The organism is Vibrio sp. Isolate33 (genome assembly GCF_022397895.1).
Classification (GTDB): domain Bacteria; phylum Pseudomonadota; class Gammaproteobacteria; order Enterobacterales; family Vibrionaceae; genus Vibrio; species Vibrio pomeroyi.
In genome coordinates, this window is record NZ_JAKEUP010000003.1 from 334,331 (window position 1) to 356,859 (window position 22,529).

Here is a 22,529-nt window from a genome sequence, read left to right on the forward strand (position 1 = left end):
AATTGTGTGCTCATTCGATTATTAAAATTTCTTTAACACTGATTCCCTGCTTTGCCCAATTATCACCCAAGATGCAGATTGTTAGACTTGTCCCCGTCGAAACAATACAGGCTAAGGCCGAGGAGCATTTATGCGTTTTGAAGGCAAAGTTTATCGTCCTTGGATGGAAGCAGAGAGCGTTCTCATCCAGACAACATTGGGCTGCAGCAATAACCAATGTACCTTCTGCACGATGTTTGATGATAAGCGTTTCAAAGTAAGAGACATCAAAGACATCTTTGAAGATATTGATGCTGCGAGAAAGATCTACCCGCATGTAGAGTCTATCTTTTTGGTCGATGGTAACGTGATGGCAATCCGAACCGAGATGCTGATTTCGATTCTGGATTACATCAAAATCACCTTCCCAGAGATCAAGAATATTTCCCTGTATTCAGGCTTCAACGACTTCCGTCGTAAGAGCTTATCGGAGCTGAAAGAGATCAAATCGGCAGGTTTAAGCATGGCATATTCAGGCTTGGAGTCAGGTGACCCTATTGTTCTGGATCGAATTAAAAAACGCATGACACGTGAGCACGCTATTGAAGGCATGAACCTAGCGCGAGAAGCCGACATTAAAGTACTTGCTTCGTTTATCTTTGGTCTTGGTGGTCGTGAACGTTCAAAAGAGCATGCGATTAATACCACCAGCTTGCTAAACATCATGCAGCCAGATGCAATTGCACCTATGGCTTTGGCGGTTCAACCGGGCTCAGTATTAGAGAAAGAAGTGCAGCGCGGCGAATTTGTATTGCCAACACCATTGCAGATTTTAGAAGAAGAGAAGTACTTGCTCGAAAACCTAGAGGACTTCGATTGTTATTACTGGGGTGATCACGGGAACAATATCTCGCCAATGCGTGGCATGCTCCCTCAAGCGCGCAAGCCGTTTCTTGATAAGATCAATCAAGACATCGCGCATAACCCGATCACTAAGCAAAACGTAATTAAGACCTTTGCTTGGTAGTCGCTCGATTTAACTCTTAACGAATAAACGTAAACAAGCTAAACGACAGGCGTTGCCACTCCATATTATGGAATAATCAAAGTACAGCAGCGCCTAACGTATATCTTAGTTTTTAGGTTTAAAGCCCTAAGCCAAAGCCGCTAACAACAAGTCAGTACTCGCTTCAACATGCGCTTCAATCTCTTGTTCTGTTGGTGCAGGCATTCCCATCAACACACCATCTCTGATACTCATAACCATACCAAGCCACAGATTTATCTTGGTTTTCGGCTCTGCAATATTGAATCGGTCATTAAAAAACTGCATCAGCACTCGGTCGGTATCATCTGGGCCAACCTCCATAAAACGACTGACCAATTCGGGAGACTTACTGCCCTCTGCGATGAGCAGCTTAAATGTCGCGATGTGTTCACTTGAAAGATGGAACGCGACAAAGTCTTTTGCGAAACCCACCAATGCTTGTCGAGTATCTTCCTGTTGTAAATGCACCACCAATTTGTCGTCGGTTTGGCTGCCCATTTGTCTCAAGGTCGCTTCAAACAACACATCCTTAGACGAGAAGTAACGATAGAGCGTTTGCTTGGTCATTTTCGCTTCGCTGGCAACTCTGTCCATGCTGGTCTGCACGTAGCCTTCTGCCAAGAATATGTCTTTCGCCGCTTTCAAAATCGCGAGTCGTTTCTTCTCTTTGTTCTGCTCAATCTTGCTCATTACTTCATCCACCTCCAAACAAAGATCATACTTTAAAGTATGATCTTTATTGACTCAACCAATTTTAAAAATCATACTAGTCAGTATGATTTATTGATAGTGAAAAGTTGGATAGAGAAATGACGACAATGAACCTCCCGAAAACAGAAGTAAGAAACACACGAACCTTCGGCTTCACCCTCGCGATTGCAGGTGCTGTATTGATGAGTATTGATCCGATATTCATTCGCTATGCTGGCGTAAGTGGCTTCGACACGGCCTTCTTGTTTGGCTTGTTCAGCGCGATATCGATGCCGATCTTGCTTAAGTTCAACGACAAACGTGGAATCCGAAAAGCTGTGATTCAGAGCAGTTGGCCACTATTGGCGGCGGGCGGGCTTATGCTCGGCAGTGCATCGGGCTTGGTGTTCAGCATCAAGATGACTTCGATCGCTAATACCTTTGTGATCCTCAGTGCTGCTCCTGCTGTGGCGGCTATTTTCAGTTGGTTGATCTTGAAAGAAGCCACCAGCCGCTCAACCTTAATTGCGATTGTGGCCGTGATGATCGGCATTACGATCGTCGTCTCAGGTTCGTTTTCTTCGGGTAATTGGATGGGCGACGCTTTGGCGGTGTTCGCGGTGATCTGCCTTTCAATGATGTTTACCTTGCTGCGTAAATATCAAGATGTCAGCCGATTGGCGAGTGTTGGCTTAGGTGGCTTGTTACTGGCGATAGTGATGTTTTTCTTTGCAACACCATCAAGCTATAGCATTGAAACGTGGTTAATCATGGGCATGATGGGCTTGTTTACCGCTCCAGTTGGGCGTGTGCTTTCCATGGTTGCCACTCGCCACATTACCGCACCTGAAGTATCAATGACTCTGATGTTGGAGACGGTATTAGCTCCTGTCTGGGCGTTTATCTTCTTCACCGAGATCCCGCCAATGACCAGCATTATCGGTGGTGTCATAATCTTGATTACGATCTTCATCTACACCTTCGTGACCATGAAAAATGATGACAAATAGGAGCTAAATATGTCTGCAGAACTGAAATTCATTGGCCGAATTACCACCCCTTATTATTCGGTTTCAGAGTGCCCAAATAACATTCAACCGGACAACGGCCCAATCTGTGAAATCAAATTAGACGCTGAGTTCCAACAAGGTTTGCTTGGTTTAAACTCCGGAGACCACATCTTGATCTTATATTGGTTAGAAGGCGCGAAACGTGACGAATTGATACAAAGGTGGGACGAAGATACACCAACCAAAGGCACCTTCGCACTGCGCTCACCTCACAGGCCAAACCCAATCGGCGCAGCCGTGTTACCGCTTGAGAAAATTGAAAACGGCACAGTAACCGTAAGAGGTTTAGATTGCTTGAACAACACACCGCTGTTGGATATTAAGCCGGCGATCTATAAAGAGCTGAATGAAGGCAAATAAAAAGGGCCAGTATCAGCTGGCCCTTTCGTTTTCTATCTATGTCGCTATCTATCGAACTATCTCGAACCGATCGCTCGGACTAATTCCGCTATTCCATCCCAATCACCCTTATCCATTTTGTCGGTAGGAACCATCCAAGTCCCACCGCAGGCAACGACTGATTTTAGCGCTAAGTAAGAATCTACGTTAGCTGGGTTCACGCCACCTGTCGGCATAAAGTTAACTGGATAAACAGCCGTAAGTGCTTTCAACATGGAAACACCACCTGATGGCTCTGCAGGAAAGAACTTAAGTGTTTTAAGGCCCATTTCCATTGCTTGCTCGACTAGGCTCGGATTGTTAACCCCAGGTACAATCACAACGCCACGCTGCTGACAGTATTTTACCGTTGTTGGATTTAAGCCAGGGCTCACAATAAAATCAACACCCACGTCAATCGCAATATCCACCTGCTCTGTTGTTAATACAGTGCCAGCGCCAATCAATAACTCAGGATAGGCTTCACGCATCAAACGAATCGACTCTGCTGCCGCTTCTGTACGAAATGTCACTTCAGCACAAGGCAAACCATTCTCAACCAGTACTTTCGCAAGAGGAACCGCTTTGGCAACGTCGTTAATCGCGATCACAGGAACAATTCGAATATCTCTGAGTCGCTGTTCAATAGTTTTCATTATTCGTTTCTCTTATTTTAAACTGGGAAGATTACGCTAAATCACTGCCATTGCTCGCAATGACTTTTTTGTACCAGTGGAACGACTTCTTCGGAATACGATTTAACGTACCATTGCCTAGGTTGTCTCTGTCCACATAGATAAACCCATAGCGCTTGCTCATCTCTCCAGTCGACGCTGCGACTAAATCAATACAACCCCAAGGTGTATATCCCATCAATGGAACACCATCTTCCATCGCTTCATGCATCGCAACAATGTGCTGACGGAGATAATCGATACGGTAGTCATCGTTCACCTCACCCTTGTCATCTAACGTGTCACGAGCGCCTAAGCCATTCTCAACCAAGAAAAGCGGTTTCTGGTAACGATCATATAGGGTATTCATCGTGATACGAAGACCAGTAGGGTCGATCACCCATCCCCAATCACTTGCTGGCAGGTGAGGGTTTTTGATTGACTTGACGACGTTCGCTGCACTCGTATTTCCTGCATTCATATCAGCGGAAGCACAGCGTGAAGCGTAATAACTGAAAGAGATGAAATCGACAGTATTTTTCAGGATCTCGAAATCTCCTTCTTGTGTTTCAAGCACCACACCTTTGTTATCAAATACTTTTTGAGCATAAGATGGATAGTAACCACGTGATTGAACATCGATAAAGAACAGGTTCTCGCGGTCTTTTTCCATGGCCATGAGAACATCTTCAGGCTTACAAGAGTAAGGGTAGAAATTACCGCCCGCTAGCATACAACCCACTTGATTTTGCTCATCAACCTCATGGGCAATTTTAGTCACTAAAGCACTCGCCACTAGCTCATGGTGGGCAGCTTGGTATTTCACTTGATCGTGATTTTCGCCTTCTTGGAACAACAATCCAGCACCAGAGAATGGGCTTGCCAGTAAGATATTAATTTCATTAAAGGTTAGCCAATACTTCACCAAACCTTTGTAGTTCTCGAAACAGGTTCTCGCGTAACGGCTAAAGAACTCAATCATCTTGCGATTACGCCACGAGCCATACTCATTAACTAAATGCATTGGCACATCGAAATGGCACAAGGTTACTAGTGGCTCAATACCGTATTTCTTACACTCTTCAAAAACATCACGGTAAAAGTCTAACCCGGCTTGGTTCGGCTCTAGCTCATCACCTTTTGGAAAGATTCGGCTCCATGCGATTGATACACGGAACACTTTAAATCCCATCTCTGCCAGTAAGGCGATGTCTTCTTTATAACGGTGATAAAAGTCTATCGCGTTATGGCTTGGGTAAAACTCGTCTTCGCAGAGCGTCACCTTATCAACCTGACCAAGCTTAATTGGCATGCGGTTCTCACCGTAAGGGATCATATCTACGGTTGTAAGGCCTTTACCACCCGCTAAGTGAGCGCCTTCAGACTGGTTTGCGGCAATAGCGCCGCCCCATAAGAAATCTTCGGGAAATTGAATGTTTGACATCGAATACCTCGGAAACAATAAAAGTCACCTTACGATGAAGTAAGGTGACTGAATAAATTAATCAATTCTAATTAAGAAGCGGACACTACAGTGGTCTTCTCTTCTGCCTTGCCAGTTTCTTTCTTTGCTGGCTCTGAAGTTGCTTTCTCATCGGCATCATCTTCTGGAACATCTTCAAAGCCTAGAACTAGGGTTAGAACGAATGACAGAACAATAGACAATGCGATCAGACCGAACACCCAAACGATACTCATCGGGTCATTCACATCGAAGAACTGAACGCTCGTAAACAAGCTTGGCGCTGCCATCGAGTGACTCGCAAGGCCACCCATACCCGCTAGTGCACCAACGATGAAGCCAGTAATCATTGTTGCGATAAGTGGACGTTTAAGACGAACAAGCACACCGTACAAAGCAGGCTCAGAGATACCGGCGAAGATAGCTGAAGCACCCGCGGCTAATGATGTCTGCTTTAGTGCGCTGTTTTTGGTTTTGTAAGCAACAGCCAGACACGCACCACCCATACCAAGGTTGGCACCGATTTCTGAAGGCATAACCATACCTTCACGACCAGTCTCGGCAATGGTTTGAATAATTGTTGGAGTAAATACGCGGTGCATACCAGTAAGAACCAGTAGAGGCCACAGTGCACCCATGATAGCGACCGACAACCAACCTAATGTGTCATGAATTGTGTAAACAAGCGCTGAAAGTGCGGTACCCACCCAAATACCAAATGGACCGATAAGTACGATAGCAACCGGAGCTGCAATTAATACGATCAACATAGGTTTCAGGAAGTTTTTAGTCACAGCAGGGGTAATGCTATCTACCCAACGTTCTATGTAAGAAAGAGCCCAAGTCATCACAAGTACAGGAATAACCGTGTAGGTGTATTTTACTGACGTGATTGGGATACCGAAGAAATCAACGTGCTTGCCTTCTGCAGCTTGTGCCATCAATTCCATAAAGTTCGGGTGAATCAAGACGCCAGCAATAGCAATGGAAAGAGACATATTGGTCTTGAACTTGATCGATGCAGAAGCGGCAACCATAACCGGTAGGAAGAAGAAAGCACCATCGCCAATCGCTTTCAAGATAATCAAAGTTGGCGCATTTGGCTCAACCCAACCCAGCATCTCAAGTACCATGGCGAGCAGTTTGACCATTGAAGCGCCAATGATTGCTGGGATAAGAGGCGACATGGTGCCAACCAGTGCATCCAACATTTTCGCACCAATTGACTTAGCCGTTAGCTTCTCTTTTTTAGCAGGAACCTCTGACTCAGATACAGTGGATAGCTCACAAAGCGCCATCACTTCTTTGTATGCATACGATACCTCGTTACCAATGATAACTTGTACTTTGTCTCCATTATCAACAACACCCATCACACCTTTCAGTGCTTTTAGTTTGTTGATATCGACGCCATCTTGGCTGTGTAAAACGAATCGTAGTCGAGTCATACAGTGTGTCAGGGCTGCCACATTTGTCTTGCCCCCAAGATGCTCAACAACAGATTTCGCAATTGCGCGGTAATCGTTGGCCATTTTATCCCCCAAAGATCTCTTTCCAGTGATTTTTAAACGCGAATATAGTGAGATGTGACTAATTTTCAGTCAGTAGGATGCAAAAACAATCACAATTGTTGTGAATTGTTGTTTTGTGTCCTTCATCACACTTCCTTGAGTTACCGGTAACATGTTACCGATAACACTTATAAGATAAAGCCATATTTACAAGCGATGTTCAAAATTGAGATCACGCGCAAATTTGTTAAGAGGATTGAGTTATGGCTGGTAGTAGTGTCATCGTCATGGGTGTCAGTGCTTGCGGGAAAAGCACGATAGGCGAGCAGTTGGCAAAAAAACTTGGGCGTAAGTTTATTGATGGTGACGACCTTCATCCTCGTGCAAACATTCAAAAAATGGCGTCAGGCCAACCTCTTAATGATGATGATCGTATTCCATGGCTGGAGCGTGTTCGTGATGCAGCGTACAGCCTAGAAAGTAAAAATGAGCACGGCATTATTGTGTGTTCTGCGTTGAAGAAGAAGTACCGGGACCAAATTCGCGAAGGGAACAAAAACCTCACCTTTCTCTTTTTAGATGGCGATGTTGACCTGATCTTGCATCGAATGCGTCAGCGCCAAGGTCACTTCATGAAAGAGAACATGATTAAAAGCCAATTCGAAGCATTAGAAAGACCCGATCACGAACCAGATACGGTTGTAATCAGCATTGATGGCGATATTGATGACGTTGTGGACTGTGCTGCGATTGTGCTTTCAATGACTGATGAGGCAGAAACCGTATGACACTTCCAACTATCCAAGCAGTTACTCAACGATTAATCGAACGAAGCACAGCGGATCGTGAAGCGTTTCTAAACCGAACTCAACATCAAGCCTCTGCAGGCAAAGGTGGCAAAGGGCTTTCTTGCGGTAACTTAGCTCACGCTGTCGCGGCTTCTTGTTCCGATGAGAAACGCTCCATCCTTGATCTCACTAAGTCTAATGTGGCGTTAATCAGCTCTTACAACGATATGTTAAGCGCCCACCAGCCGTATCAACACTATCCTGATCAGATCAAAAAGGCGTTAGCTAAGTTCGGCCACACGTCTCAAGTTGCGGGTTGTGTTCCTGCAATGTGCGATGGGGTAACTCAAGGGCAACCAGGAATGGATATGTCTTTGTTTTCAAGAGACTTGATTGCTCAGTCCACGGCTATGTCGCTCAGCCATAACGTTTTTGATTCCACACTATTACTTGGAATCTGCGATAAAATCGCCCCAGGGCAGTTAATGGGAGCACTCTCCTTTGCACACCTGCCTACCGCCTTTGTTCCAGCAGGATTAATGGCAACCGGGATTAGCAATGAGGAGAAAGTCAACGTCCGCCAAGAGTATGCCGCAGGTAAAGTAGGAAAAAGCGCTCTACTTGATATGGAATGCAACGCTTACCACTCCGCTGGTACATGTACATTTTACGGCACCGCGAACACCAATCAGCTCGTATTCGAAGCAATGGGCTTGATGCTACCGGGCTCAGCGTTTATTCACCCTGACTCTGAATTGCGCGCATCGCTCACTCAGCATGCCGCCATTGAAATTGCGTCAATGACACCACAAGCTTCAAATTTCCGTCCACTTTCTGAAGTCTTTACCGCTAGAAGCTTAATCAATGGCATTGTTGCCCTACTCGCGTCAGGTGGCAGCACTAACCACAGCATTCACATGGTCGCGGTAGCACGCGCGGCAGGATTTATTCTGACTTGGCAAGACATCAGCGATCTATCCGATGTGGTGCCTTTGCTTGCTCGAGTTTATCCCAACGGGCCTGCAGATATGAATGCATTCCAAGCAGCTGGAGGAGTACCCGCGCTGTTGCGCCGTTTAGATCAAGCCAATTTACTGCACCGAGATGTCACACCTACCTTTGGCTCATTTGAAGATCAAATGAGTATTCCAGAGCTGGAAAATGGAAAGCTAACATGGAAAAAGTGCGAGCAGTCGGCAGACGCAAAAGTAATTGCAGGTCTAGAACAAGTATTCCAAAGCACAGGCGGAACGCGCGTCCTGTCAGGGAACCTTGGCAAGGCAGTGATTAAGGTGTCAGCTGTTGCAGAAGAGCAACGTGTAATAGAAGCACCTGCGGTAGTTTTTGATTGCCAACACAAGGTAGAAGCCGCATATCAACGAGGTGAGCTCAACAAAGACTGCATTGTTGTGGTGATAAACAATGGCCCAGCAGCAAACGGGATGCCGGAACTGCACAAGCTCATGCCGATTCTAGGCAACATACAAAAGCAAGGTTTTAAAGTGGCTCTCGTTACAGATGGTCGCCTTTCCGGAGCCTCAGGGAAAATCCCGTCTGCGATTCATGTCTCTCCGGAGGCTATTCGAGGCGGAGCCATTGGGCTTATTCGCGAAGGCGATATTCTGCGCTTAGATTGTGCGAGTGGTGAACTCAATAACCTCAACGACATGCAGTCTCGCCAAGCGAGAGTGTTTGAGGTAGACGCCAACCAACAAACCATGGGGCGCAACCTATTTAGCGTGATGCGCCAAAGCGTTTCGAGTGCAGAACAAGGGGCGAGTTTTATCGTCTAATTTTGTTATCGCTTAAATGTAAACGCAAAAGGGGCATCATTTCGATGCCCCTTTCGGTTTCCACGATACTTGGTTAAACGCTTTCGCCATCAGTGATGCGATAGCCCATATCCACTACCGTTTCCGCGACTGGCTCACCTTTCAATCGGGCAAGCAGTAGCTCGGCACTTTTCTTACCTATTTCATAACGTGGCGTATCCACACTGGTCAGTTTGGGGCGTATCGTTTGACCGATATCTAGAGCGTTATAGCCCACCACAGATAGCTGTTGCGGCACTTGGATTCCACGTTGCTGGGCAATGAGCAAGGTACCTATCGCGATGTCATCATTAGTGCAGAACACGCCATCTAGATCTGGATAATCTGCAAGAGCGCGATCAAGCAGATCCTCAGCCAAAGAGAAGTTAGAGTGCTGTTCAGTCAACACGTGCTTAGGCTCTAATCCAGCCTCATGCATCGCTTTGTCATAGCCTTGCAAACGCAATTTAGTTCGCGCATCCAGTCGAGCGCCAAAGTAAGCAATAGAGCACTTACCGGCTTCAATCATGCGCTTCACGACGTGATAAGAAGCATCGATGTGGTCTAAGCCGACAACCATATCAATCGGTTTACTCGGCAATTCCATGGTTTCAACCACAGAGACCCCAGAGTTCTTAATCATCTGTAACGTGCGGGGGGTGTGGTGGCTTTCTGTCAATATCAACCCATCAACTTGATACGAAAGCAGCGAAGCAATTTTTTCCTCTTCTTCCACAGCATCATAGCTAAAGTGAGCGAGCAACGTCTCGTAGCCGTTCTCTTTGGTAACCGTTTCGATACCTTGAACAAACGCGGCAAAGATTTGGTTTGATAATGAAGGGAGCAAGATACCGATCGCTTTACTCGACGACTTAGAGAGCATCGCTGGCGCTTTGTTTTCGATGTATCCCATCTCTTCAATAACCGCAGCAATTTTCTCGCGAGTTTTGGCTGCAACTGAATCGGGATTACGCATGTAACGAGAGACGGTCATCTTGGTGACGCCTACTTTGTCTGCCACATCTTGAAGTGTGGTTCGAGTTTTCTTGTGCGGCTCTTTCATAACTATGTGAACTCTTTATTATGTTACAAGTAACATTATAAAGTTTCCGCTCCCTCAACTTCAACCCATTCGTTCTCATCAACACATAGTTTTGGAATTTTTCGTCCCCCAACTAGTTCGTATAGAGTTTAAAGTAGACTCATACTACGCATACTTGATGAAGGTTTGGCTTAACTGCTGAAAGAGTGAATCTACGTTGGGTAGAGGCGTCACATGCGCGGACAACAGCGTATGAACCTGCGCATCAACCACGGTCGGGTTATCGCAAATTTGATTATAAAAATTCACTGGCGCAACGATGTTCTCTAAGTCAACGTCGAGCAAAATACAGGCTTGTGAAAGTACGATTTGACCGCCTCCTCGTTTCAACAAAACACGCTGAGCAGTACCCACTATTTTTTGTTTATTGATATTGAGGTTGTAGTCACCATCACAATAAGAACCGGGGGTTGCGTGTACATCCACATCAACGCCTAACTCTTTAAAAAACAGGGTTAAGACATTGCACAGGTGTAGATACGCTTTTTGGATGTTGTAAGCTTCATCACGAGGCCAATGATAAATGTGCGATAGGTTTATGATACCCGGCAATTGGGGAACGGGAGCGCCACCCGTTTTACGCGAAGTGAGTTGCCAGCCTTGCGTCTCGAGTTGCTTTCTAGACTCTAGTGTCACTGGCCACTTTTTACCTGAGGGCAAAACGAGTGTCGGCGTTTTTGCTTGCCAAAGCATTAAGGCTTGTCCAATCTCACCCGCCTGTATTTGCTGCAATAATTCAGCTTCTTTTTCAAATGCACGATCAACATCAATGTGTGGGTAACGTACGAGTTTATTCGTTAACTTCAATGCACTTTCCCTCTACAGATTGTAGTGACTTAGTATTTAGCGTTCTGGGATGGTTAGTGAGACAAACATATCTCTAAAACCCAATGCAGCATAGCAGCAATTACCTCTCCAACTCTTTTCCTTTGGTTATTGAGATACATTGATTTGGTTAAACCACTTCCACTTTGATGGCTTCTGTCTTACAAGGTTGTCTGATATGGTGACGGCAGAACTTCAGCAATTGTTTAGATAGTATTGAATATGAAACCACTAACCATACTTGATGGCGGCATGGGCCGAGAACTCAAAGAAATTGGCGCCCCATTTTCTCAACCGCTTTGGAGTGCTCAAGCACTGATTGAAGCACCTGAATTTGTCAGCCAAGCGCATCAAAACTTTGTCGACGCAGGTGCTGAAATCCTAATCACTAATAGCTACGCGTGTGTCCCTTTTCACTTGGGTGAAGAGCTCTTTGAACAACGAGGCTTTGAACTAGCGGCGCTATCTGGTGAACTGGCTAAAGCGGTTGCTGACAACGCCCCTCACACAGTTAAAGTTGCAGGTGCGATTCCGCCACCGTTTGGCAGCTACCGACCTGATTTGTTCAAGGTCGAAGAAGCGGCACCAATCATTCAAACTCTTTACGATGCACAAGATCCCAACATCGACCTTTGGATCGCGGAAACCATCTGTAGCCTGCAAGAATTCGAATCCATTCATGCGGTACTTAAGCAATCAGAGAAGCCGTGCTACTACGCTTTTAGCTTGGAAGACACCAAGGGTGACTCAGCCAACATTCGTTCTGGTGAGAGCGTAACAGACGCAATCAAATTGACCTGCCAATCAAACGCGAAAGGCATTATGTTTAATTGCTCGGTACCGGAAGTAATGGACCAAGCCATCATCGATGCTAAACAAGTAATTGATGAATTAGGCTGCGACCTAGACATCGGTGTCTATGCAAACAACTTTGCGCCCATCAGCAGCGAACATGAAGCGAATGACATGCTTCAAGAGATGCGCGAGTTAGATGGCCAAGGTTACTTAGCTTACGCAAAACGCTGGCATGCATTGGGTGCCAATATTGTCGGTGGTTGCTGTGGTATTGGGCCAAAACACATTAAGGCCCTAGCCGATTGGAAACGCTCCCTGCAGAGCTAATCAGGAGCTTCAACTAGAATAAGATAAATAGAGAACAGGTTGAGAAATCTGTTCTCTATTTGTATTGGTCAACTCTAAGTACACTTATTACAAAGCAAAGATTTGGAGTAAGTAATGAGCAACACGCAACGCAAAATTAAATGGGGCATCGCTGGATTGGGTAACATCGCTAACCGCTTTGCGACCGCACTCACCGAGCACTCCTCATATGGCGAACTCTACGCAGTGTCAGCACGAAATCACTCAAGATCCTCTGTGTTTGCTGATAAATTTGGTTGCAACAAGGCTTATGGGTCTTATGAAGCCATGGCGCAAAATCCAGATGTTGAAGCGGTATACATCGCCACGGTTCATCCTTATCACAAGCCTTTGGCTGAACTGTTTCTAAGTCATAAAAAGCACGTGCTGGTAGAAAAGCCAGCCTTCACCAACCTTGGCGATTGGCTAGAGATGAAAGCCCTCGCAGAGCAAAACGGTGTGATGCTGCTAGAAGCGATGAAGACCGTCGTGTTCCCTGCTTATCGTGAGCTCACGTCATTCTTAGCCAACAACAAGATTAAGATTGATTCGATAGAAGCCAGCTTTGGTAACCATCACAACTACGATCCTAAACTGTTTATCTTCAACCCGGACTTGGCAGGTGGGGCAACGCTCGATGTTGGCGTCTACGGGCTGTGGTTTTTCTACGATTTATGCCGCACGCTTGGAGTTAAACCATCTAGCCCTACAGTAGATATGTCGAGCCTTTATGAGGGTTCGAACGTTGATACCGACTCCTGCTTTCAGTTTTCCGGCGAGATCAACGCCACCATCTCGGCATCGACAGTGCGCGACCTTCCACGCGCAGCGCGATTAACTGGCCCAGATATCACCATCACGATTCAAGAGAAATGGTGGAACCCTGCCTACATCGAGGTCGAATATCAGAATGAAACCTTCATCATCGAGCACCCAATTCAAGGTAATGGGTTCGAATATCAAATCGAACACTTCTCACAGCTGGTGCTAGAGGGAAAAACGCAGTCTGATATTCTAAGCTCAAAGGTAAGTGCCCAGGTACTGGATACCATGGAAAAAGCACTCATTGATGCTGGCTACCAACATTTAACTCAACCTAACATTTAGGACTTCGAATTGGGCAACCTTAAGCGCAAGCTTGAACTGTACGAAAAGATATTTCAGGCTTTTGGGCCTGGAATGTCGCGCTGCCAAGTCAGCCAATTGGCAGCGTTACTGCATGTGAGTGAACGTCACGTTCAAACTCTATTGAAAGCAATGACAGCGCAAAGCTGGATTGAATGGCAAGCCAGTTCTGGGCGCAACAAAAAGGCGCAGCTTACGTGTTTGGTTGAACCGATGGAAGCGTGTTACCAATACGCACGAAGCCAAGCAGATTCAGGCAATATTGAGCAGGTGTTTAACACCTTAAGCTTCAATGGCCGCAACGCTGGCTCTGAGTTACAAGCCTTTCTGAGTAGCAACAATCATTCAACACAGAACGTCGCATACATTCCCTTTCACCGAGAACTTGAAGCACTCCACCCTCAGCGTGTACTAAGGCGTACTGAACGTTTCTTAGTGATGCAGATTTGCCAACGCCTCACTGCAATTCAACAGGGCAAGCTGAGCGGTGATTTGGCTTATCATTGGAAGTCTAATGAAGATGCTACCATTTGGAATTTCCAAGTGCGTAATGGTGTTCAATTCCATAGCGGTCGAACGCTTGAAGTCCAAGACATAGTACGCTGTCTCTCCTCACTCTCTAAGAGCAAACTCTGGCGTCGTTGCTATCAACATATTGTTGAAGTCTCGGCTGTCACTGGCGATGTGATCAAAGTGACTCTGAGCGAGCCTGATTGGCATTTGCCTCGATTACTGGCTAAAGCTGAGGCTTCGATATTTGAGCACACATCAGAAGATAAGCTAATTGGCTCAGGCGCTTTCGCGGTGGAGATATTCTCAAGCAAGATGCTGAGGTTAAACCGTAACAGTGCCTATTCACACAGCGCGCCTATTCTCAATCGAGTCGAGCTTTGGGTTTATCCTGAATGGTCACAAACTAAGGCATGTGCGCAAAACCAAGTGTGCGTCAAAATGCCAGAGAAAACGGTCACGGTGAGTGGAGCGAGTGATTCAGCTCTACAAGATTGCGGTTCAACCTTCTTCAAGGTTCAAAACCCTAAGTCGTCGAAAACCACTCGTGAGTTCACTGTTGAAGACACCTCTGAATGCCAAGCACTTTTCGAGCAATTGTCTGTATCTGGCGATCAAAAAACCAGTGTCGAATATGGGCATTACACAGCGACCAAAGACATTACGCTGTGCAGTATTATTGATGAAAACGACACCTTCTCTTCATGGTTAAATTTCTTTACTCGTTTCCCTTTTGAAGGCTTATCGCTAGCCACTGAGAGGCTAAATACGATTGAGCAAAGGATAACCTCAATTCGACGCGAGCCAAACCTCTATCGAGCAATGAATATGTTGTCAGAACTTAGACGCTGGCTCGATGAAACCGGGATTGTGGTTGAGCTCAAACAGGAGGTGTTTAACTTGGAGGTATCAGAAAAGATACAGGGTGCTCAAGTGAATGGATTCGGTTGGTGCGCTCTCGAAAAGGTATGGATTAGTCATATCTGAACCACTCCTTGATAGAGATAAATCATTAGGCACAAAGACTTATCTTTAACACTCCTCTGCCAATAGCAAACAACGGGAGTGCTAGATTACGATGGAAACTCGGCTCAAATTCAATAGACCCATTAGAATGGTAAATCATGAATCGACATCTAAAAGGCTCAATGCTGTTTCTCTGTGTATTTTCATTTAACAGTATGGCAAGCACTGAATGCGACGCGCTCACAGGCTGTGAGAAAAAGTTCTGCGAGATCGAATATCAAATAAAGAAAGCGGAACAGTACGACAATCAATACAAAGTCGAGCGATTGACCACCGCACTGAAAGCTGCGAAAGAGAACTGCACCAACGAAGGTTTGAAAGACGAACTCCGTGAAAAAATCGAATCCAATGAGGAAGATTTGGCCGAGTACAGAGCCGACTTAGAAGAAGCTAAACAAGACGACAAAGCCGATAAGATCCAAAAGTACCAACATAAGATCGACAAAGAACTGCGCAAGATTGATAGCTTGAAACAGGAACTGGCTGAAATCCCCTAAACCGCTGTTGCGATCAATTCAAAACTAAATACAGTCAGCCAAAAACAAAAATGGTCTTACTGATTCGTAAGACCATTTACAATCTACTGCTGAAAAACAGTGTCCAGAATAAACACGGCTAAGCCCCAGCTCCTAGGTCACGAAGCCCTAAGCCAGCAGTTTATCCTGCCAATGCTAATTCAGACTCTTTATGGATGCGGTTAGCCACTTTGAATGCCGCTGGTGACATCAACGTTTCTTTGCATCGCGCTTTAAACTGCTCAATATCAATCGCCTGCTCTTCCAATAAGTATTTCAACTCACTTAGGTAGTTAGCCTCAAATACGGCTTGGCCAAGCCGGGTGCATTCATATCGACTCGATTCTTGGTATCCAATCACCGTCAGCACCGATTCCGGCATTTCCCAAAACTTCGCAATGGTGTAGGTCAAACGAATAGAGTAACTGTTCATCAAACGCTTCAATGCTAACGAGTTAGGCGGCACTGAAGGGTCTACATGTTTAAAAGCTTCTACCATCATTTGGAAGATGATCATCTTGCCTAGATTACGAATCAACCCAACAAAGTAGGCTGTGGCTTGGTCTTCTTGAGCTCGTGACTCTTTCATCAACTCCTTAGAAAAAGACGCGGTTTGAATGCTGTGATTCCAAATCTTCTCACCGAAATGACGCCAGTAAATATTATTACCCGGGGTAAAGTTCTTCATGTAAGAATTCACCACGCCTTCGATTAGCCCTTGTGAACCCATGTTTAGGAAAGCGGTCTTCAAGTCGGTAACTTGTTTTTCACTGCGCTTGTAGAAGGCGCTGTTAGCCAGTTTAATCACATCGGCAGCCATGCTTGGTTCACGCTCAATCACCCTTAACAGCGCCTCGACATCAAACTCGTCGCTCTGTAATTCTGCCATTAACGTGGTCACGGAAGCTGGCATGACGGGCAGTTCATTAAGCAGCGCTTTCGGAGAGCGAATCAAGCGTTCGATTTGGCAAGCCACAAAGTCGCTAAACGGATCTGACTCTGTTCTCAGGCGTGATTCTCCAAACAGATAATCAAGAAACTCACCATCGTGAAGGCTTATCGTTTTATCGACAATTAATGATGATGGCTGAGCGGACGAAGGCGGAACAAAGATTGAAGTGCGAGGAGTAACTTGCTCTGCTTTAACATTTTGCTGCTCACAGGTCGTTTGTTGGGGGGTAGCTTGTTGGGAGACACTTTTTGAAGAATGGCTTTGCTTACTTTGATTAGTAACGAAAGGGGAAAATAGTGCCTGTAATACCCTTTTAAACATCAATACGGCTCCTAGATGAATACAATATAGATCGGGATATATAACGGCGGTGATTATCGCACACGTAACTCATAAACCATACCGTGATAAATGAATCATTAATTTTTCAGCTGTATAGGATCTGTTACTCACCAGTTTGCTAAGCCAAACCCCTCGGTATTCGCCAGAAACAAAAAGAGCGAGCAAATAACGCTTGCTCGCTCTTCCATCAATCTAAATCGTGCAGCTGACTAAATTAGCGCTCTGCTACTTCTAGTACAATCTTGCCGACGTGCTTTTTCTTCAAGAACTCATCTTGTGCAGTATGGATATCTGCCAATGGGAAAGACTCCGCGACAATTGCGCTAATCTGCTGTTTTTCAATACGATTAACCAAGTTTTGGAATACTTGCGGTTCTAAAACTGTGCAACCAAAAAAGCTAAGGTCTTTCAGGTATAGAGTACGAACATCAAGCTCGACCATCGCACCACCAATCGCCCCTGATACAGCATAACGACCATGCGGTTTTAGAACGTCAAGAAACTCTGGCCACTTGTCACCGGCAACCAAGTCGATAACCACGTGCACACTGCTTGCACCTAATGCTTCCACCAAATCCGCATCACGAGCAATCACTTCATCAGCACCCAACTCAAGTAACTGTTGGTTTTTGCTTGGGCTAGTAATCGCAATCACGTAAGCACCGCGCGCTTTCGCCAATTGAATCGCTGCCGAACCCACGCCGCCCGATGCGCCAGAGATAAGCACGCGCTCACCTTCAACCACATTCGCGCGAGTCAGCATGTTCTCTGCCGTCGAGTAAGAACATGGGAAAGACGCTAGCTCAACATCCGACATAGTGCTGTTCACCGCATAAGCGTGCTTCGCTGCGACTTTTGTATACTCAGCAAAACCACCATCGCACTCAGAACCGAAATACCATGGCTGTGGCAGATCTCGTCCGTACACTTCCGTTAAACAAGGCTCGATAAGAACGCGCTCACCAATACGATCAGCAGAGACTTCATTGCCAACTGCTACGATGAAACCACACACGTCAGCACCTTGGATACGAGGGAACTTTAGTGCTTCACCCGACCAGCTTGCGTCGTCTGAATCGTCACTTTTTGAGTACCAGCCGATTCGTGTGTTGATATCGGTATTGTTAACGCCTGCTGCCATCACTTTGATCAGCACTTCATTAGGTTCGATTTGAGGAATAGCGATATCTTCGCGGTAGCTAAGCATTTCTGCTCCACCGTGACCCAACATCTCTACGCCTTTCATTGTTTTCGGTAGTTCGAATTTCATCGTGTTTCCTCGAGTAATTTTGTAACCATATTCTGTGCTGATGCCACCGCTTCTTCGCCTAATACTGGCCACGCGCTTGATACGCCTTCATGAAGTAAAAATAGTGGTGTCGCGAGATCATCTCGCTGGCTCTGCTTGCCTATAAGCAAACGAACTTGTTCTTTATGCTGCGTAACCGCTTGGTTGATAAGCTCATTATCAGGGAACGCAGCAATCGCATTCATCGACATGCACCCATGCGGCGCATACTCTTCTAACCATTGTTGAAGCTTGTTGAAGATATGAGTGACAGATTCCAAACCAGCCTCTGGTGACGCCTCCAGTAAGAAATCGAGGTAGCGTTGGTGTCGGTATTCCAATGCACCAACAATCATCGCTTCTTTTGAAGGGAAGTGTTTATACAGGGTTCTTAGGCTCACACCGCACGCGGTTTTCAGCTGTGCAACGCTCGGCTCAGCAAAACCTTGTTGGCTGAACGCTACTTCAAGGCTTGCTGCAATCTGTTCTCTCAACATAGTGCTCTCTCAACATAGTGCTCTCTCAATACCCGACAAGGGGGGTAGAATGATTGTTCTACTTACAGGGTAGAACGATCACTCTACCCATGTCAACATCCTAATTTATGAATCAATAAAATGAAAAATTCCGCACTCAATAGAATGCGGAATTTATCGATATAGATGAGAGGTTTACCGTTTAAGCTAGAGTCGACTGCGTATCGTCACCAACACAGATAACGCGCCACAAAGTACCAACACCACACCTAGATCTTGGATCATTCCTGCTAAAGCGAGCCCTGAACCAATCAAGGTGTAATACATCAAACCAAACAGTGCGCCTGCACTTCCTGCCTGAGATTGGTAACGCACCAACGCACGGCTCAACACATTGGGAATCGCAATACCAAACGCCATAACCACCAACATCATCGGAAGCAAGAACCAGATCGTGTGTTGTGAAAAATACACACCCACCGCACCTAATGTTTGCAGTCCTGCCGCTAAGCCAATCAAAGAGATAGATGACACTTGTCGTTTCAATAGCGCTTTATTAACCAAGCTTCCTAACAAGGTTCCGAACCCAAGCACGACGCCACTATAACCAAACTGCTCGATGCTGAATCCAAGCTGTAAAAAGGTGAATGAACCCAGTTGGTAATACGAGAACAGCGCAATGTTGAATGACGCAACAAGCAGTGCAGATAGCCAAATACCGCTGTCTGTAATCATGTGAATACTGAGCGATTTCAATTGCAACGGCTGCTTAGATTGCTGTGTTTCGGGCAGTGACCATAAGCTATGTATCAGCAACGCTAATACCATAATAAATAGGGCAATAAACACATATTGATGCCCGCCTGCTTGGCTTAATTGACCACCAAGTAGCAACCCGATGATTGGGCTAATCGACAACCCCATGCCCATGTAACCAAATACCTTAGCTAACTCTGTTCCGCTAAAAGCATCTCGAAGCATGGTTTGAGTGACGACAGAGCCAACAGCAAGTCCGAAAGCGCCCATCGCTCTTGCTATCATCAACCACGTAAAACTGTCGGTTTGCATGGCAATGAGTGCTGAACAGGCGAATAATCCCATCCCCAATAACATGGTGGGGCGACGTCCCCATTTATCCGCTAACACGCCCCATACCACCACACCCACCGCAAATGCAGAGAAGTAAATCGATAGGGTTTGAGCGGCTTGTGTGTAGCTGACATCAAAGGATTTCGATATTGAATCCAGAGTTGGGCTATAGATGGTTTCTGCGATTTGAGGGAACATCAACAGCAGCACCATTTGCCATAAAGAGGGTTTTGTTTTCATCATTTTTCCAAGACCAGTGAACTTGACGGGAAGTCTAGGGGAAACTAACCTTGGCTCGTTAACAACATTAAAACCAAAAACAACAAGATTAGGACAAATGGCATTAATTAGTGAGACCATCGAGTTTGATGCAGACAGCTTACCCGCGCCTGTAGTTGGCATTGCCGCAGAGCTAGGCAAACATGACTCGGGCATACATCACCACGTTAAGGGGCAACTTCTGTATGCTCCGCAAGGCTGTATCACCTTGACCTTAGAAAACGCCCTTTGCATTTTACCGCCGACCAAAGCCGTGTGGATCCCGCCCTATACCAAGCACCGAGCGCAAATGACCAATGTGGTTGCCTATCGCTCACTGTATTTCGATAGCAGTATTTACACCTGCCCAGAGGCCATTGAGATTGTGGAAGTGAACGAACTTTTGAAGGCGCTGATCAATAAGATGGCCTTTTGGGATTGGAACGTTGTACCGGAGCAAACCACCAACACCGCCAACCTATTCTGGGAAGAGTTTTACAGTGCCAATCAGCATTCGTTCATCTTGCCGCTACCCACAGATCGCCGCTTTAAAAGCTTTTGCAAGCAAGTTCGAACCGCCTCTTTTCTTGCCCCTGCATTATCGACATTAGCGAACTCAGTTGGCGCAAGCACCAAGACGATTTCCCGATTATTCAAAGCCGAAACAGGCATGACCTATCAAGAATGGCGGCAACAGTGGCGCTTATTTAAAGCGATTGAACTGCTCTCAGAAAACCGACAAGTCGGCGATGTGGCACACCAGTTAGAGTTCTCATCCAACAGCGCATTTATTGCCTTTTTCAAACAACAAACAGGACAAACGCCACTGGCTTTTACCAAGTCTGGGGCGTGATTGTTGTTTTAGATTTACCGACATTTTGGCTGTTCACAGATACAAAAAAACCAGAACGTGGGTTCTGGTTTTGTTTATAGACATTGCATTAATCAATCAACACCAACGAATCTAGAATGCCTTTGCCACTGTGGATCCCGCCTTCGTTTTCGCTCGCTGGCTTACTGCGGATCAAGTAGCCCGCATAGCCGTCCAGCTCGGTCACAGGCTTACCTTGGTAGTAAGCGGTGAATAGGCCGACTTCGCTGACTAAGTCTGTCACGAGTGTTTGTTGAGTATCACGCACTGCAATGGTTGGTACGTCACGCTCATGTGGGTACAAGCGCTGCATCAGAGCCCACGCGTCGTACTCTTCTGGCTTAAGTTGGCTCAGTTGCTGGCTGATATCGTCACCGAATACACAGTGACCACCGCCCTCACCTTGGTTTTTTAGCACCCATTCTTGCTTATTCGCTTGGGTATTGAACCATTCAATCGACTCACTGGTGATTGGCTTCATGTCGGCTAAAATACTCTTCACCAATTCGGCTTCTTCTAGCGTTAAACCCCAACGTGCGTATTCTGAAGCAGGCATCATGGTCAGCAGCATTTGCATGGTTTTACTGGTTGCTAGCTGCTGGCTGAAGGTGGCATTCACAGCGACATGGTGTTGTTCAATGAACAAACGCGTCTGACTTAGCGTGTGGCAACAAATTGATTCATTAAGCTCGGGGGCCCAGTAGTCTGAATACTGGTAACCCGCTCTAAGATACACAACATCAACAGCACCGATATCTTGCAACAACAAGCGTTGGTTATCACCCGTAGAAAGCTGAGAGCTCAATTGTTCGAAGGTACGGCGAACCGTGCGAACACCCTGCTTTTGTAGCTCGACTTCAAGTAGATGTTGGTCATACACGTTGTCTTCGTTCTTCTGTACCACCATTAAGAAAACTGGTTTGTCTTGCTCATTGAAGTCCGCTTTAACTTGTCTTGCAGTGATTGCAATCCCATAAGCTAGCTGGGTTAAACCTTGGTTCTCTGCAGGTGTTGCCGACGGGTCTTCCAGCCAGTTCTTGTACGTTTCTGGCCATTGGTTTTGCATGAACGAGTGAAATTCTGTTGCTCGCTGACCAAATGGAGCCATGCCAGCAGCTATGCCATTGAACTCAATCACTTTTGCGCCATGTTGGCGATCGTCCATAAAATCGGTTCGCATCAATAGTAATGGCTGACGAGCTGGATTCAAACGTTCATCCGCACTGCCATGAGCTTGTTGATGAAGTGCCATCAAGCGACCGAAAAATGGATCGGCTTGCGCCATATCACTCAATGAGGACTGCAGAAAATCATGATCTTCCGATACGTTGCTGATCAGCTTAGTGATAAGCGGAGTCACGCGGCGCAGGAGTTCATAAACCTCACGTTCCATTGTCATTGGCGCAATACTGAAAGGGCAATGCCTAGCGGTATTGTCTGACTGGCGGAACGCAACGCCGTGCATGATCGCCCACTCACATGCATCTTCAATAATCTGTTGTGATAACGGTGGAATTGTCATATCTCATCTTACAAATAAAAATAGCACCCAGAATAAGACGAAGCTTAATCCCAAAAGACGAAATAAAGTGAAACTTT

General features: G+C 46.0%; 21 protein-coding genes. 10 read left to right on the top strand and 11 right to left on the bottom strand.

Annotated elements, in window-relative coordinates; all coding sequences use genetic code 11:
- The first annotated feature begins 130 nt into the window (after positions 1-130).
- Positions 131-1,006 (top strand): radical SAM protein, encoded by an 876-nt coding sequence (locus L1D37_RS08135; protein WP_239847528.1) that lies wholly within the window; start codon positions 131-133, stop codon positions 1,004-1,006.
- Between the two features lie 126 nt (positions 1,007-1,132).
- On the opposite strand, the gene L1D37_RS08140 is transcribed toward L1D37_RS08135, so the two are convergent.
- Positions 1,133-1,717: a TetR/AcrR family transcriptional regulator gene (locus tag L1D37_RS08140; RefSeq protein ID WP_239847529.1), complete on the bottom strand. Its 585-nt coding sequence runs from the start codon at positions 1,715-1,717 to the stop codon at positions 1,133-1,135.
- A 119-nt stretch (positions 1,718-1,836) separates the two neighbouring features.
- Here L1D37_RS08140 and L1D37_RS08145 point away from each other — a divergent pair, with 119 nt between their 5' ends.
- The gene (locus tag L1D37_RS08145; RefSeq protein ID WP_239847530.1) at positions 1,837-2,727 is read left to right on the top strand and encodes a DMT family transporter; all 891 of its coding nucleotides are present in this window, start codon (positions 1,837-1,839) and stop codon (positions 2,725-2,727) included.
- A 9-nt stretch (positions 2,728-2,736) separates the two neighbouring features.
- Positions 2,737-3,147, top strand: a complete 411-nt coding sequence (tsaA, locus tag L1D37_RS08150; protein WP_239847531.1) for a tRNA (N6-threonylcarbamoyladenosine(37)-N6)-methyltransferase TrmO — start codon at positions 2,737-2,739, stop codon at positions 3,145-3,147.
- Positions 3,148-3,203: 56 nt separating this feature from the next.
- Here tsaA and L1D37_RS08155 read toward each other — a convergent pair whose 3' ends face one another.
- From L1D37_RS08155 to ascF, 3 genes are all read right to left on the bottom strand, one after another.
- Positions 3,204-3,821 (bottom strand): bifunctional 4-hydroxy-2-oxoglutarate aldolase/2-dehydro-3-deoxy-phosphogluconate aldolase, encoded by a 618-nt coding sequence (locus L1D37_RS08155; protein WP_239847532.1) that lies wholly within the window; start codon positions 3,819-3,821, stop codon positions 3,204-3,206.
- 31 nt (positions 3,822-3,852) lie between these two features.
- On the bottom strand, positions 3,853-5,283 hold the full coding sequence (ascB, locus tag L1D37_RS08160) for a 6-phospho-beta-glucosidase (protein WP_239847533.1): 1,431 nt from the start codon (positions 5,281-5,283) through the stop codon (positions 3,853-3,855).
- A 71-nt stretch (positions 5,284-5,354) separates the two neighbouring features.
- Positions 5,355-6,833 carry a PTS cellobiose/arbutin/salicin transporter subunit IIBC gene (gene ascF, locus L1D37_RS08165; protein WP_239847534.1) on the bottom strand — a complete coding sequence of 493 codons (1,479 nt, stop codon included), beginning with the start codon at positions 6,831-6,833 and terminating at the stop codon, positions 5,355-5,357.
- A gap of 242 nt (positions 6,834-7,075) precedes the next feature.
- On the opposite strand from ascF, the gene L1D37_RS08170 reads away from it, so the two are divergent.
- Together L1D37_RS08170 and edd are read left to right on the top strand one after the other, a co-directional pair.
- Positions 7,076-7,600, top strand: a complete 525-nt coding sequence (locus L1D37_RS08170; protein ID WP_239847535.1) for a gluconokinase — start codon at positions 7,076-7,078, stop codon at positions 7,598-7,600.
- The gene (edd, locus tag L1D37_RS08175) at positions 7,597-9,393 is read left to right on the top strand and encodes a phosphogluconate dehydratase (RefSeq protein ID WP_239847536.1); all 1,797 of its coding nucleotides are present in this window, start codon (positions 7,597-7,599) and stop codon (positions 9,391-9,393) included. The genes L1D37_RS08170 and edd overlap by 4 nt, the downstream gene beginning before the upstream one ends.
- A gap of 73 nt (positions 9,394-9,466) precedes the next feature.
- On the opposite strand, the gene L1D37_RS08180 is transcribed toward edd, so the two are convergent.
- Together L1D37_RS08180 and L1D37_RS08185 are read right to left on the bottom strand one after the other, a co-directional pair.
- The gene (locus L1D37_RS08180; RefSeq protein WP_239847537.1) at positions 9,467-10,474 is read right to left on the bottom strand and encodes a LacI family DNA-binding transcriptional regulator; all 1,008 of its coding nucleotides are present in this window, start codon (positions 10,472-10,474) and stop codon (positions 9,467-9,469) included.
- 144 nt (positions 10,475-10,618) lie between these two features.
- Entirely contained in the window at positions 10,619-11,320 is a 702-nt protein-coding gene (locus tag L1D37_RS08185; RefSeq protein WP_239847538.1) for a lipoate--protein ligase, read from the bottom strand.
- A 240-nt stretch (positions 11,321-11,560) separates the two neighbouring features.
- On the opposite strand from L1D37_RS08185, the gene L1D37_RS08190 reads away from it, so the two are divergent.
- The 4 genes from L1D37_RS08190 to L1D37_RS08205 all read left to right on the top strand — a co-directional run bounded on the left by L1D37_RS08190 (position 11,561) and on the right by L1D37_RS08205 (position 15,636).
- Positions 11,561-12,460, top strand: coding sequence for a homocysteine S-methyltransferase family protein (locus L1D37_RS08190; protein ID WP_239847539.1), 900 nt, complete (start codon positions 11,561-11,563; stop codon positions 12,458-12,460).
- A 114-nt stretch (positions 12,461-12,574) separates the two neighbouring features.
- Complete coding sequence (locus L1D37_RS08195; protein WP_239847540.1) at positions 12,575-13,585, top strand: Gfo/Idh/MocA family oxidoreductase; 1,011 nt, start codon at positions 12,575-12,577, stop codon at positions 13,583-13,585.
- Between the two features lie 9 nt (positions 13,586-13,594).
- The gene (locus L1D37_RS08200; protein WP_239847541.1) at positions 13,595-15,100 is read left to right on the top strand and encodes an SgrR family transcriptional regulator; all 1,506 of its coding nucleotides are present in this window, start codon (positions 13,595-13,597) and stop codon (positions 15,098-15,100) included.
- A gap of 137 nt (positions 15,101-15,237) precedes the next feature.
- Complete coding sequence (locus tag L1D37_RS08205) at positions 15,238-15,636, top strand: DUF1090 domain-containing protein (RefSeq protein ID WP_239847542.1); 399 nt, start codon at positions 15,238-15,240, stop codon at positions 15,634-15,636.
- 160 nt (positions 15,637-15,796) lie between these two features.
- Here L1D37_RS08205 and L1D37_RS08210 read toward each other — a convergent pair whose 3' ends face one another.
- From L1D37_RS08210 to L1D37_RS08225, 4 genes are all read right to left on the bottom strand, one after another.
- Positions 15,797-16,927, bottom strand: a complete 1,131-nt coding sequence (locus L1D37_RS08210) for an HDOD domain-containing protein (RefSeq protein WP_239847543.1) — start codon at positions 16,925-16,927, stop codon at positions 15,797-15,799.
- Positions 16,928-17,162: 235 nt separating this feature from the next.
- Positions 17,163-18,218 carry an alcohol dehydrogenase family protein gene (locus tag L1D37_RS08215; protein WP_239847544.1) on the bottom strand — a complete coding sequence of 352 codons (1,056 nt, stop codon included), beginning with the start codon at positions 18,216-18,218 and terminating at the stop codon, positions 17,163-17,165.
- On the bottom strand, positions 18,215-18,733 hold the full coding sequence (locus L1D37_RS08220) for a TetR/AcrR family transcriptional regulator (protein WP_239847545.1): 519 nt from the start codon (positions 18,731-18,733) through the stop codon (positions 18,215-18,217). The genes L1D37_RS08215 and L1D37_RS08220 overlap by 4 nt, the downstream gene beginning before the upstream one ends.
- Before the next feature lie 186 nt (positions 18,734-18,919).
- Positions 18,920-20,041, bottom strand: coding sequence for a multidrug effflux MFS transporter (locus L1D37_RS08225; protein ID WP_239847546.1), 1,122 nt, complete (start codon positions 20,039-20,041; stop codon positions 18,920-18,922).
- A 97-nt stretch (positions 20,042-20,138) separates the two neighbouring features.
- Here L1D37_RS08225 and L1D37_RS08230 point away from each other — a divergent pair, with 97 nt between their 5' ends.
- Complete coding sequence (locus tag L1D37_RS08230; protein WP_239847547.1) at positions 20,139-20,912, top strand: helix-turn-helix transcriptional regulator; 774 nt, start codon at positions 20,139-20,141, stop codon at positions 20,910-20,912.
- An 88-nt stretch (positions 20,913-21,000) separates the two neighbouring features.
- On the opposite strand, the gene L1D37_RS08235 is transcribed toward L1D37_RS08230, so the two are convergent.
- Positions 21,001-22,452, bottom strand: a complete 1,452-nt coding sequence (locus L1D37_RS08235) for a glutathione synthase (RefSeq protein ID WP_239847548.1) — start codon at positions 22,450-22,452, stop codon at positions 21,001-21,003.
- Between the last annotated feature and the right edge of the window lie 77 nt (positions 22,453-22,529).